Below are 12,130 nucleotides of genomic sequence, written 5' to 3'. Positions count from 1 at the left end.
AGCTAACGGTATTTCCACATCGCAGACCATCGCTAGCAGGTCCCGGAGAGGGCCTTCTGGATATTCACGAACCGCCTCGGCGGTCTGCGTGAGGTCTGCGCCCTTCCCTCAAAAAATTGGCTCCGCAACGCGGAGCCAATTTCTTTATCGCGTACGTCTTGAAGAGATCAGGCAGCCTGCTTTTGCTGCTTCTCCAGTTTTTGCCGCACGCGTTCTGCCACCAGTTCACGGGTGCGCGGGATCAGTTCGCGACCGTAGTCGAGGGCATCTTCCAGCTGATCGAAGCCGCGGATCAGGAAGGTCGTTACGCCCAGGTCGTAGTAATCCAGCAGCGCCTCGGCCACCTGCTCGGGCGTACCGACCAGGGCCGTGGAGTTGTAGCGGGCACCGGTTTCGCGGGCGATGGCGGTCCACAGGCGACGATCGACCCGGTCACCCTTTTCTGCGGCGGCCAGCAGGCGGCGTGCGCCCACGCTTTCCTGGGGCCCGGTCTGGGCCGGATGACGGCTGCCATTGCCGGAGCGCAGGCGGCGTGTCTCGGCCAGGATACGTTCGGCACGCTCCCAGGCAGCGTCTTCTGTGGCCGCCAGAATGGGACGGAAGGAAACCGAGAAACTGATCTCCCTCCCATGCCGAGCCGCTTCGGTTCGCACACGCCCGGTCAGCTCGCGCACCTGGTCCAGTGACTCGCCCCACAAGGCATAGATGTCGGCATGCCGACCCGCGACCGGAATGGCGGCCTCGGAGGCACCACCGAAGAAGATCGGGATATGCGGCTGCTGCACCGGCTTGACCTCGGAAAAGGCTTGCTCGACGCGATAGAACTCGCCGTGATGATCGAAGGGCTCGCCGGCAGTCCACACCTTGCGCAGGACTTCCAGGTATTCATCGGTACGGGCATAACGCCGGTCGTGATCGAGGAAGTCACCGTCACGGCGCTGCTCGACGTCGGAACCGCCGGAGATGATGTGCACACCCAGCCGCCCACCGCTGAACTGGTCCAGCGTGGCCAACTGGCGGGCCGCCAGCGTGGGTGCCACGAACCCGGGCCGGTGTGCCAGCATCAGCTTGATGTGTCGCGTGGCGGCAGCCACCTGGGCGATGGTCAGGATGGCGTCCGGCCCGTTGGAGTGATACGGCACCAGCACCCGGTCGAAACCGGCCTCTTCGTGGGCACGCGCGAAACGCTGCAGGTAATCGATATCGATGGTGGGTCCCACCGGAGCATGAATCTCCGAATTCTTGTTGGTGGTGACCATGCCGATGAAGTTGACGCTCATGCTTCTCTCCTGGAAATGAATCAGACCTTGACGATGTAATCGCTCACCTGCACCTTCTGCGGCAGGATCTTGCGTGCGGCCAACCAATCGGCCGCTCCCTGGAAGGTGGCGATGAACTTCGCGTCATCGGCGCCATGGAATTCCCAGCGCCGCGCCAGCTTGATGAGCGAATCGCGCACCGCATCCGAATAGCCGGCATCCTTCTGCACCAGGATCTCGGCCTCGCGCGGATTCCTGCTGATCCACTCGCCCTCGGCGCGATAGGCGGCATTGACGGCGCGCACGATGTCGGCGTTTTCCTGCGCGAACTTGCGATGGGTGACGTAGGAGTTGAAGTCGATCAGGAAATCCAGATCGCGGCCTTCGAAGAAGACGTCATGCGCCTTGTATTCGACCCGCGCAATGTCCACGCCCGGGCTCCACATCGACCAGGCATCGACCTTGCCCTGGGAAAAGGCCGGACCGGCATCCGGCGGATTGAGATAGACGAACTGCACCTTGTCGCGGGCGATGCCGTGCTTTTCCAGCGCCGCCACCAGCAGGAACTCGCCCAGGCCCGAGCGGTTTACCGCCACGGTCTTGCCGACCAGATCGCTGACCTTGGTGATGCCCGAACCATCCTTGGCGATGATGGCGGTGCTGCGTGGCTCGACCACGGCAAACTGGGTGAATACCAGCGGCGAGCCGGCGATCATGGCCGCCAGCGCCGGCGTGGTGCTGCCGCCGAAACCAAAGTCGGCGCTACCGCCGGTGACCGCCTGCAGCGAAGGCGCGTGATTGGGGAAAGGCCCCACCCATTGCACCTTGATGCCATCGCGGGCCAGGGTCTTTTCGAATTCGCCACGGGTGCGGGCGATACCGGGCAGACCGCCCTTGCCCCAGGCCAGGCGCACGGTATCGGTATTGCGAGAGGAACCGGCGGCCAGCGCCACGGTAGGAGCACCGACGGCACCCAGGGCGGCGGCGCCTGCGGCCGCCTGCAACAGAAGACGACGATGGCGATGATGGTGATGGGCGGACTTGGCGTCTTGGGTCATGAGCATTCAGTGATGGTGAAGGGAAATCAGATCGGCATTAGATCGCTATTAATGCAGCGCATCGGCAGCCGCCACGCCCAGCTCGGCCAGCAATTGCGTGCGCAGGGCTTCGGCCGCCGGGTGGGCGCGATGGTGGGCGGCTTCCGGCGCGACGCGGTGATCGCTGGCAATGGCACCATCGCGCATGACCAGGATGCGGTCAGCCAGAACGATGGCTTCATCGACATCGTGCGTGACCAGCAGTACGCCCGGTCGATGGCGCGCCAGCAGTTGGCGCACCAGGGCATGCATGCGGATGCGGGTCAGGGCGTCCAGGGCGGCAAAGGGTTCATCCAGCAGCAGCAGACGAGGCTCGCGCACCAGGGCGCGTGCCAGCGCCACGCGCTGGGCCTGGCCGCCGGAGAGATTGCGGGGCCAATCCTCACTGCGGCCACCCAGGCCGACTTCTTCCAGCGCCGCCTGTGCGAGCGGCTTGCCGCTCTTGTCATCGAGCCCCAGGGAAACGTTGCGCCACAAGGGGTCCCACGGGATCAGGCGCGGTTCCTGAAACACCGCGGCCGGTTGCGCCGGACCGTCGATGCGGCCGCCATCGATGGCGTCCAGCCCCGCCAAGGCGCGCAGCAGGGTGGTCTTGCCGCAACCGCTCTCGCCCAGCAGGGCCACGAACTCGCCGCGATGGATGCGCAGGTTCAAGCCCTGGATGACGGTGCGCTGGCCGTAGCGGCGCTTGAGACCGGCGACCTGCACGGCAATCTCATCGACGCCGGCCGGATGCATGGTATGGGTGGTGGTGCTCATCATTTCCCCTTGGCGGCGTAGTTGGGATGCCAGGCCAGCAGACGGCGCTCCAGCAGGCGGGCGATGGCATCCGATATCACACCGATGCCGGCATAGATGACGATGGTCAGCACGATCACGTCGGTCTGCAGGAATTCACGCGCATCCATGGCCAGTGAGCCGATGCCGGTATTGGCGGCAATGGTTTCGGCAATCACCAGTGCCAGCCAGGCCACTGCCAGCGCATAGCGCACCCCGGCCAGGATCGAGGGCAAGGCACCGGGCAGCACGATGCGACGGATCAGGGTCCAGTTGGAGAGCCCGGTCACGCGGCCCAGTTCGAGCAGCTTGGGATCGACCTGGCGGATGCCCAGCACGGTATTGATATAGATCGGGAACAGCACGCCCAGCGACACCAGGAACACCTTGCCACCCTCGCCCACACCGAACCACACGATCACCAGCGGCAACGCCGCCAGGAAGGGGACGGCGCGCACCATCTGCACGCTGCGGTCGAACAGGGCTTCGGCCAGCCGCGAGAAGCCGACCAGGGTGCCCAGCACGAAGCCGAGGCTACCGCCGATGACGAAGCCTGCGGCAGCCCGCAGAAGACTGGCACCGAGGTCGGAGAGCAGGCGGCCCTGACCGATCAGGTTCCAGGCGGTCTGCAATACCTTGCTGGGCGCCGGCAGCACTTGCGGCGAGAGCACACCGGCACGGGCGAAGGCTTCCCAGAGCAGCAGCAGGAGCAGCGGTGCGGCCCAGGAGAGCAGGAACAGACTGCGGTTGCCGAGTTCTTGCAAGGGACGCAGTCGCCTCGATCGACGCACGGGGGAGGACTCGGCGGCTGCCGGCAAGGGGAAATGATTCACCGCTTCGGGCATGGGGATTTCCTTCCGTAGTAGTTCGCGCAGGACACGGGACACGGCCGTAGCCGCGAAAGGATGTCCATGCTAATGCGGACGGTGACCTCGGCGAACGAAGGATTTTGCGTTTGAATATCTGATAAACGGATTTGCAGGAAAAACGTAAGGCTTTGCTGGCCAGAAAACTAGAACAAATTCAAAGGCAAAACTCAAGTATTTCGAGTTGCCGTCAATGTTTTCCTTTTGTCGAGCCTGGCGCTGGAAGCGCAGCAGCAACTTGGATGTAATGGCCGGTTTCCTCCACCGGGCTCAACATCATGAACCATGCATATCTGCTGAAAGGCTTTCCCGCATCCCTCTTGAGCGAAGCGCATCGTGGCTTCCGGTTGTTATGGGAGCAAGGCTTGGCGCGTAACAAGTATTCCGATGTGCTGTTATTACAGAGCATGGACGTGAGTGAAACCCTGTGCGGCGGCGTGCTGGGCCATCTGACCTGTCTTTCTCCACAGGTCGGTCTGCCGCTGAAGGACCTGATCGGTACGCCCTTGTCGGTGCAGATCGTCACCGCAGAGCAGGGCCTGCATTCCATCTCCGGGATCATCACCGATGCCCGGGCAGGTCAGTCCGACGGCGCCTTGGCGGTCTATCAGCTGACCGTGCGCGATGCGCTGTCCATTTTGGACGGGCGCATCAATCATCGCGTTTTTCGACGCAAGAGCGTACCCGCAGTCATCGATATCCTGCTGCGCGAATGGCGCCATCGCAGCCCGACCTTGGGGAGAGCTTTCGACTTCGACACCAACCTGCTCAACAAGCGGGCCTATCCCGAGCGCGAGTTCATCCACCAGTTTCATGAGTCCGATGCCCATTTCATCCGGCGTCTATGCAAGCGCGAAGGAATAGGCTGGTTTATCGCTCACGGGCCCCGCCTGGCCCCGCATGAACTGGAGGCCAAAGACGGTCGGCTGATGGGCGGCGAACACCGGCTCGTGCTCTTCGATACTCCGCTGGATCTGCCAAGGGGTGTCGCCGAGGAAGTTCGATTCCATCGCGCGGGCGCCACGGAAACCAGTGACAGCATCCAGGTCTGGAGCAGCATGCAGACGCTTCGTCCAGGCAGCGTGGCGCGTTCCAGCTGGGATTACAAACGCGCCGGAGTGCATCAGGTGCAGATCCCCGGATTACTCGACCAGGGGATCTTCGGCAATGATCTGGCGCGGTTGTTATGCGATGCCCAGGTCGACGTGCCCCATGTGGGAGACTCAGAGCGCGATCATAAGCGGCTGGCCACGGCGCGCATGCTAGCGCATGAGCGGCAGGCGCTACGGGTCGAAGGTATCAGTACCGTGAGGAACCTGGAAGTGGGGCACTGGTTCAGCCTGCGCGGCCATCCCGAACTCGCCAGGACAAGCGACGAGGACAGGCAATTCATCGTCACCTCGCTACGCCACCGCGGGCGCAGCAATCTGCCAAAGGATATGGAGGTGCAAGTACAGGCTCTACTCCGCCAGGAGCCGGATGCGCCCCCCGACACACTGGCACCAGAACAACGCTACTGGAACAGCTTTACCTGTCTGCACCGTGGCCAATCCCTGACACCCGACTACGATCCCCATCTCGACCTGCCGCGGACCTATCCGATCACCGCACTGGTAGTCGGCCCACCAGGCGAAGAAATCTTTACCGACGAACTAGGGCGGATCAAGGTCCAGTTGCAAGGTCTCGATCCGGAAGATCACGTCCATACGGGCGGTGCCGGCACCAGCGCCAGGGAACGCGACAGCGCCTACGTCAGAGTCAGCAGTTCACTGGCCGGTCCACAGTTCGGTGCATCGATGCTGCCACGCGTGGGCATGGAGGTGGTACTCGATTTCATGCATGGCGATCCGGACAAGATGTTCGTCAGCGGCGTATTACCCAACGCTCTCAACCGGCCTGCCAGCTTCAGCAATACCGGGGCGCTGCCGGGCAACCGCTTCCTGTCCGGTATCAAGACTCGCGAATTCCACGGCAACCGCTACAACCAGCTACGCTTTGACGACACACCCGGCCAGACCAGCAGCCAACTGGCCAGCGAACATGCGGGAAGCCAGCTCAATCTCGGCTTCCTCACCCATCCGCGCAGCGCGGGACATGGCACCCCACGCGGCGAAGGCGTTGAATTGCGTACGGATGCCGCTGCATCCGTGCGTGCCGCGCGAGGCATCCTGATGAGCAGCTTCGCCCGCAAAGATGCCGCGGGAGAACTGCTGGACAGGGCTGAACTGACACAGTTGCTGGAAGAGTGCAGCGAACTGCTGCAGGCCCTGGGCACGTATGCGGGCCAGCACGGCGGTCAGGCGCCCGACACTGCGCCACAGGCCGGGCTGCGCGGCGCCATGCAACACTGGGACAGCACCAAGGCCCAAAGTGATCAGGCCATCCTCGCTTTCGGCGCGGCTGCGGGCGCCGTGCATCTCACCCCGAAAACCCAGGTCAGCTACGCCGGACAGAACGTCGACACCGTCGCCCAGCAACACCTGCAACTGACCAGCGGGCAGCGCACGCAACTCACTGCCGGGCGCGGCGTTTTCGTGTTTTCCCGTCAGGACGGCATCAGCGCCGTGGCGCATCACGGTGATATACGACTGCAGGCCCGATCCGACCGCTTACAGGCCAATGCCCAGAAGGAAGTGCTGATCAGTGCCAATGAAGGCGAAGTGCGCATCACCGGCAAGTCCATCACCCTGGTGGCCGAGGACGGCAGTTACCTCAAGCTTGGTGGCGGCATCAAACTCGGCACCCAGGGCGACCTGAACCTGCATGCCGCCGACCACCACTGGGGCGGCCCTGACGGCGCCAAGACCACGCCTGGCATGAGCTCCAGCCTGCCGACGGACCAGCAGTTCCTGCTGCGCTATCCCCAGGCTGGGGACCAGCCAGGAGCCCTGGCCAGCGGCCAGCAATACCGCATCCGCACCGAGGATGGTCGCACCATCGAGACGCAAAGCGACCTGCAGGGCCTGAGCCAGCAAGTCGACGATGAGGCCATGCGCCTGCTGGCCATCGACGTCCTCAAGCCCAGAATCTAACCACAGGAGAACCCATGAGCAATCTGGATAAGACTCACCGCGTCATCGCCCGCAGCGATGCCATCACCCTCCCCAACCGCCCAGGGCCGCGCACCCTCGAAGTGCCGCATGACCTGCCGGGCATCGTCATTTTCATCCACGGGGTCAACGATCCCGGCGCCAGCTACAGCCGGGTCGAAGCCGGTCTGTGCCAAGGGCTCAACGAGCGCCTGGACCTCAATGGCGCACTCAAGCCTGGCAGCTATGGAGAAAGCTACCGGCAGGCCAAAGCAATCAAGGACAACTCGGAACGCAAGAAGGTTGCCGACGTCCTCTATGATCCCGACACCTACCTCTACGAGCGCAAGGAAACAGGCAACACCAACAGCGTCTTCATTCCCTTCTACTGGGGTTATCGCGCGGACAATCGTGAAATTGCCCGCGATGCCAACAACGACCCGCTGCGCGTGCGCAGCCAGTACCAGGATCTGCAGGGCAACCGGCTCGACGCCAATTTCGCCAAGGGGGGCGGCTTCTTTTCCAACGCGACCAACAACATCGTCGACATGTACCAGAAAGGCTTCGAAGCCCCCCTCATGGGCGGTATAGTGACCCGCAACAATCTCGGTGGCAACGACGTCTTCATCGGGGACTGCCCACCCCGTCGCTATTTCGTGCTGGCCGCCGAACGTCTGGCCATGCTGATCAGCACGATCCGCACCATCCAACCCATGCCGCATGCTGCTGCAGCAGGCATGTTGCCCGAGCACGATACCATCACCGTCATGGGCCACAGCCAGGGCACGCTGATCACCTTGCTGGCCCAGGCCATCCTGGCGCGCGACAAGCAACGCTACGCCGATTGCATCATCATGGTAGACAGCCCCTACAACCTGGCAACCGCCACCGGCACCACCCAGAGCGTACACGCCAGGTTGAAGACCTTTGTGGATATCGTCAACGAGGTCACGCGCGAGAAGGATTACAGCATCCCCACCCTGGCCGACATGCTGCTGCAACACGAGCGCGATCCGTCGGTGCGCGCCGGCCCCCGCTGGACCCCAGCCCGTGGTCAGCGCCCGGGCAAGGACGGCGGCGACTGGATCAGCTTCGAAGAACGTGACAACCGGCGCAAGGTCTACCTCTACTTTTGCCCGGAGGACACCGTGGTGGCCCTGGACTCCGTGCAAGGCATTGGTACCTTCGGCGTTCCGGACCATCTGGCCGGGGATCGTCCGATGCCAGCCAGCGAGCTCCCACCGGTCATGAACATCCTGAAGGACATGCGCTTCTACCAGCGCATGTGGACCCGCATGCTGCGCCCACGGCCAGGACAGAACGGCCTGCACCCAGTGTTGGTGGGCCACCCGCCCGGTCGCTATCCAATACGAGAAGACAACGAGCGGAGCACCGTTGGCCCCGATGGCGGATTCGACATGGTCGTCAATCCTATGGTCTATACCGCGCATAAGCAGCGCGATATCCGTCTGCTCAACGGCGAAGCGCTCAACCCGCCGCACGAACCCGACCTGTACGGCGGTGAAGTCGTCCGCGGTGGCCCGGGTGCGGGAAACGCCGACCGCGCTGGTCTGCTGACACCGGACGACGTGAGCAAGAACGTGGCGCTGGGCAACCGTCATGCGAGTTTTCGCTGGATCAAGGTCACCACGTCCACATCAGAGGATACCGCACCGCATAAGAAACGATTCAACGCCAACATCACCGATCTCAATGACCGGGCCGAAAACTGGCGTGCCATTCGGGTTCACGATTCGGAATATGTCATCCAGCGGGAAGAAACACCCAATGAAGCAAGAACCCGCATGGAAACCGATCCATCGGTCCGCACCAAGAACAATTACCACTCTGGGGTCTTGAACAGCACCGAAAACCACCGTTGGGTCACGGCCATGGATGTGGCGGTGGGGCAGGCGGTGACCTTGGATGATCCTGAGTGGCGGAAGGTGTTGCTGTTTATGGGGCAGTGGCGGCTTAGTGCAAGGGTGATGACCGAGTTCAGCAGATGCAACAACTTCAAGCGTTTGCCAGCGCGTGCGCTGGCCCTTATCAACGCCTCTGCCCAGTATTATCAGAACGGACTATTCCCCGAAGAATCCCTGGTCCCTCTGCAGAAGATGCCTTCCCTGGTCACAGACAAGACCAAAAAGAGCCCTCCTCTCGACCAACTGAAATCCATGGCTAAGCAGGCGACTTCAGAAGGGGGAAAGCCTCACGCATTTCCACCCAAAGCTCCGCTTGCTCCAGCGAGGACGCCAAAATGACTGCCTCCAAGTTCTTCACCAAGAAAGCCTTTCGCTTTCTACTTGCCATTTTCCTGATCTCGATAGCGTGGATCGCTTACGTTCTCTTCGAGGACTATCAAAACTGGCTCACCGCAACACCCCAGGACACGCCCATGGAAATAAGAATTCGCAACGGAATATTGCTGATCGTAGGATTGGCCGCCTTGGCTTATGGCGCAGTCATTTCAATAAGCCATCTAAACGGAACTGCTGGCGCTGGTAACAAAGTTCCGGATTCTGCAGCACCCTCTGCTTCGGCAGCGAACCAGTCTTTCGAAGACAAGATGCTTTCCCTCGTGGGTCCGCAATATGTATTGGAAGTGAGAGGACTGGGCTCGTTTGTTGGCAATCACGGCAACTCAGAAATCTGGATGAAATTCGACCAAGTAGGAAACAGCCATCAGTCCATCATTTCCAAAAATCCTCAAGACTACCCCTGGGATTCCAGCAGCAGATTCGATAATCTCAGAATTGCCATTGCGATCGCTTTCAGAGACGCAGCGGGAAAGACAGTCGAGCGCTGGCCAATTCCTGTGATCAGTTGGGGACCACCCAAACACGAACTTTGTGATTTCCGCGCAGCATACGAGATTGCAGCAGCAAGACAAGCTGCAAGCCTGGGCATTCATTTGCTTCTCTGGGAGGAGGACGCCAATGTCGAGGACGGCACCGAACTGATCCAGCGTCTCTTTGCCTTTTTTGATAAAAACCCGGATGCGCCCGGTATCATCGTCCTAAGCACAGATGGGGACATAGCAAGGTTTGGCAATGGCGAGCCCGGGAGCGGCTCCATGAAGAACGGCTATTACGCCCCCGACATGCCTGACAGCGTCACCGCCATGTGGGTGACACGTACAGACCGTGTCAATCAACTCATCCGTCCATTTGCCGTCAAGCAACCGGAGGGGGTCAATAAAAACCATGCCCAATACGACATCATCAAACTCTGGAACTTCTTCTGGGAAAAGAACGACAATCGCGGACCGGAAAACTTCAATGCGTATTACCTTGAGCATTACAGGCGCCCCGGTTCAACGACAACGCTAACGCCGGGATTCATGACATCCGCATGGTGGCATCAACAACTCCCCACCCTCTGGAAACAAATCACCAATGCCGGCCCGGGCCTGTTCAAGCCCTCTCCTTATCTCCCCATCCGTTGGACCGACTGGCAGCTCAAGCAGTTTGACAGTGCGCCGGTGGTGGGCTATCTGCATCGCCCCATCGACATCAAGCTCACCGATGAACAGGGCAAACCGCTCGACCGGCTCATCCGGCGCGAACGCCTTCAACAAGGCTGGCAACAGGCAATGGCGACGCTCCCCGATGGCGAACGTCCCAAGCGCATCTTCTACGACAGCACCCTCGGCGGCACCAAATGGGTGGGGCATCTGAACCAGGCCTTCCAGCAGATCGATCCCGCCGCACCCGACATGACGGAAGACAAGGAGGGCTTCGACCTAGGTGTGCGTATCGGCAGCATGGGTGTCAGCGGCCCCGGCATGCAACTGGCGCTGGGAATCATTGCCGGCTATCACTTCGGCGGACCCAGCGCGACCGTTCATCTGCGACCCAACGGGGACGCGATGATGATGATGGTCAGCCCCATGGGGGAAAAGACCAAGGCAGCATGGGTTCAAACGTATGGCCGCATGGATCCGTTTGGTTCGGAATATCCACCGGATAAGTCGGCGTCTCCGCAGAATCCAGATACTCCGCAGGAAACCCGCTGATAGCGGTGTTTCAGCGGAGCTCGTCTTCGCCCACCCCCGGTACGCCACGCCGGATCAGCTTGCTGTAGTCGTCCCCTGGGTCGCTTTGCAAAGCCCGTCCGGTGATGCGGCCGGCCTCGCGCAGTTGCTCGAAGCGATAGCCGGGCGTCAATACCCCGTGGTCGTACACGTACCCGGCGAAATAACCGGAGAGCAGCAGGCGATAGTCCAGCGGCAACGTGGGAGAAAGACGGCGCGCCAACTCGAAGACGATGGTGGTGCAGTTGCTGGTGAGGGTGTTGTAGAAGCGCGGTGTGGCGCGCACCTGCGCGGCGCGTTCCAGGTATCCGAGGAAGACCTTGCGCAACTGGTCGGGGCGCAGTTGCAGGCGATACAGGTAGACGTCCTCGCCACGGGCGTTGGTGCGGGTACGGACGATGTCGCGCTCGTCGGCGGCGACGATGACGGTCTCGAACTTGCGGAAGAAGCCGCCCAGGGCCGAAAAGGATTCGCCGCGTTCGCGCCGGATCTCGAGCGAAAATACCAGGCGCCGGCCATCGGCAAACCCGAAGGAAACCAGGGTGTGCGCAATCGCCGGCCCCATCCAGTAGGACAGCAGCAGGTCGGCCGAGACCAGTTGCGACAGATCGTAGTCACGCGACTCCCAGCGCACGTCGTAATCGGTCTCGCTGCGCCATTCGAAGTTGCGTACATTGTCCAGTCTGACGCGGTCACCCGTGACCTGCGAGACCAGCATGCAGGCCACATCGTCGGCCCAGACCCGATCATGGGAAGCACGGATGCCATGCCACCAGCACAGCAACACCACCAGTGCCAGCACGAAGGCCAGCGGCCCCCAGGGCGATGCGCCACCTGGCCCGGCCAATGCTCCCAGGCTTGCCAGGGTGGCCAGCGCTGGCAGACTCCATGCCGTCATCACCAGCAGACGCGCCCGGCGTGGTCCAGGGCACTGGTACCAGAGCGCAAAACCACCCCAGGCCGCCAGCCCCAGCACCAGGCAGGCCAGCAAGATCAGCAATACGATAAAAAGAAGGCTCATTGACGTCACGCACGCTTGTTATTGGTCTGGCGTCGGGGTCCCTCC

8 protein-coding genes are annotated in these 12,130 nt (G+C 61.8%); 3 read left to right on the top strand and 5 right to left on the bottom strand.

The annotated features are described in order from the left end of the window. Nucleotides 1-167: 167 nt before the first annotated feature. From BTM36_RS05660 to BTM36_RS05645, 4 genes are read right to left on the bottom strand one after another with little or no spacing between them, the layout of a single operon-like run. Complete coding sequence (locus BTM36_RS05660) at nucleotides 168-1,280, bottom strand: LLM class flavin-dependent oxidoreductase (RefSeq protein WP_077235519.1); 1,113 nt, start codon at nucleotides 1,278-1,280, stop codon at nucleotides 168-170. Nucleotides 1,281-1,300: 20 nt separating this feature from the next. Further along, entirely contained in the window at nucleotides 1,301-2,317 is a 1,017-nt protein-coding gene (locus BTM36_RS05655; protein ID WP_077235518.1) for an NrtA/SsuA/CpmA family ABC transporter substrate-binding protein, read from the bottom strand. Nucleotides 2,318-2,365: 48 nt separating this feature from the next. After that, entirely contained in the window at nucleotides 2,366-3,115 is a 750-nt protein-coding gene (locus BTM36_RS05650) for an ABC transporter ATP-binding protein (protein WP_077235517.1), read from the bottom strand. Further along, nucleotides 3,115-3,978, bottom strand: a complete 864-nt coding sequence (locus BTM36_RS05645; protein ID WP_077235516.1) for an ABC transporter permease subunit — start codon at nucleotides 3,976-3,978, stop codon at nucleotides 3,115-3,117. The genes BTM36_RS05650 and BTM36_RS05645 overlap by 1 nt, the downstream gene beginning before the upstream one ends. 299 nt (nucleotides 3,979-4,277) lie before the next feature. Between BTM36_RS05645 and BTM36_RS05640 the strand changes: the two genes are divergently transcribed. The 3 genes from BTM36_RS05640 to BTM36_RS05630 are packed head-to-tail and all read left to right on the top strand — an operon-like array spanning nucleotide 4,278 to nucleotide 11,046. After that, complete coding sequence (locus tag BTM36_RS05640; RefSeq protein WP_077235515.1) at nucleotides 4,278-7,031, top strand: type VI secretion system Vgr family protein; 2,754 nt, start codon at nucleotides 4,278-4,280, stop codon at nucleotides 7,029-7,031. Nucleotides 7,032-7,045: 14 nt separating this feature from the next. Beyond that, nucleotides 7,046-9,292, top strand: a complete 2,247-nt coding sequence (locus BTM36_RS05635; RefSeq protein WP_077235514.1) for a DUF3274 domain-containing protein — start codon at nucleotides 7,046-7,048, stop codon at nucleotides 9,290-9,292. Continuing rightward, nucleotides 9,289-11,046 (top strand): DUF2875 family protein, encoded by a 1,758-nt coding sequence (locus BTM36_RS05630; RefSeq protein ID WP_077235513.1) that lies wholly within the window; start codon nucleotides 9,289-9,291, stop codon nucleotides 11,044-11,046. The genes BTM36_RS05635 and BTM36_RS05630 overlap by 4 nt, the downstream gene beginning before the upstream one ends. 10 nt (nucleotides 11,047-11,056) lie before the next feature. On the opposite strand, the gene BTM36_RS05625 is transcribed toward BTM36_RS05630, so the two are convergent. Next, on the bottom strand, nucleotides 11,057-12,085 hold the full coding sequence (locus tag BTM36_RS05625) for a DUF4105 domain-containing protein (RefSeq protein WP_168189747.1): 1,029 nt from the start codon (nucleotides 12,083-12,085) through the stop codon (nucleotides 11,057-11,059). Nucleotides 12,086-12,130 lie beyond the last annotated feature (45 nt).

The organism is Herbaspirillum sp. VT-16-41, from assembly GCF_001994935.1.
In the GTDB taxonomy this organism is placed as follows: Bacteria; Pseudomonadota; Gammaproteobacteria; order Burkholderiales; family Burkholderiaceae_D; genus Herbaspirillum; species Herbaspirillum frisingense.
Note: the sequence above shows the minus strand (reverse complement) of the source record. Positions and strands in the feature narration are given on the sequence as shown.

Excerpts from the sequence above, each read along its gene's own strand:
- BTM36_RS05660 (WP_077235519.1), bottom strand. The coding sequence starts at position 1,280 with ATGAGCGTCAACTTCATCGGCATGGTCACCACCAACAAGAATTCGGAG.
- BTM36_RS05655 (WP_077235518.1), bottom strand. The coding sequence starts at position 2,317 with ATGACCCAAGACGCCAAGTCCGCCCATCACCATCATCGCCATCGTCGT.
- BTM36_RS05650 (WP_077235517.1), bottom strand. The coding sequence starts at position 3,115 with ATGAGCACCACCACCCATACCATGCATCCGGCCGGCGTCGATGAGATT.
- BTM36_RS05645 (WP_077235516.1), bottom strand. The coding sequence starts at position 3,978 with ATGCCCGAAGCGGTGAATCATTTCCCCTTGCCGGCAGCCGCCGAGTCC.
- BTM36_RS05640 (WP_077235515.1), top strand. The coding sequence starts at position 4,278 with ATGAACCATGCATATCTGCTGAAAGGCTTTCCCGCATCCCTCTTGAGC.
- BTM36_RS05635 (WP_077235514.1), top strand. The coding sequence starts at position 7,046 with ATGAGCAATCTGGATAAGACTCACCGCGTCATCGCCCGCAGCGATGCC.
- BTM36_RS05630 (WP_077235513.1), top strand. The coding sequence starts at position 9,289 with ATGACTGCCTCCAAGTTCTTCACCAAGAAAGCCTTTCGCTTTCTACTT.
- BTM36_RS05625 (WP_168189747.1), bottom strand. The coding sequence starts at position 12,085 with ATGAGCCTTCTTTTTATCGTATTGCTGATCTTGCTGGCCTGCCTGGTG.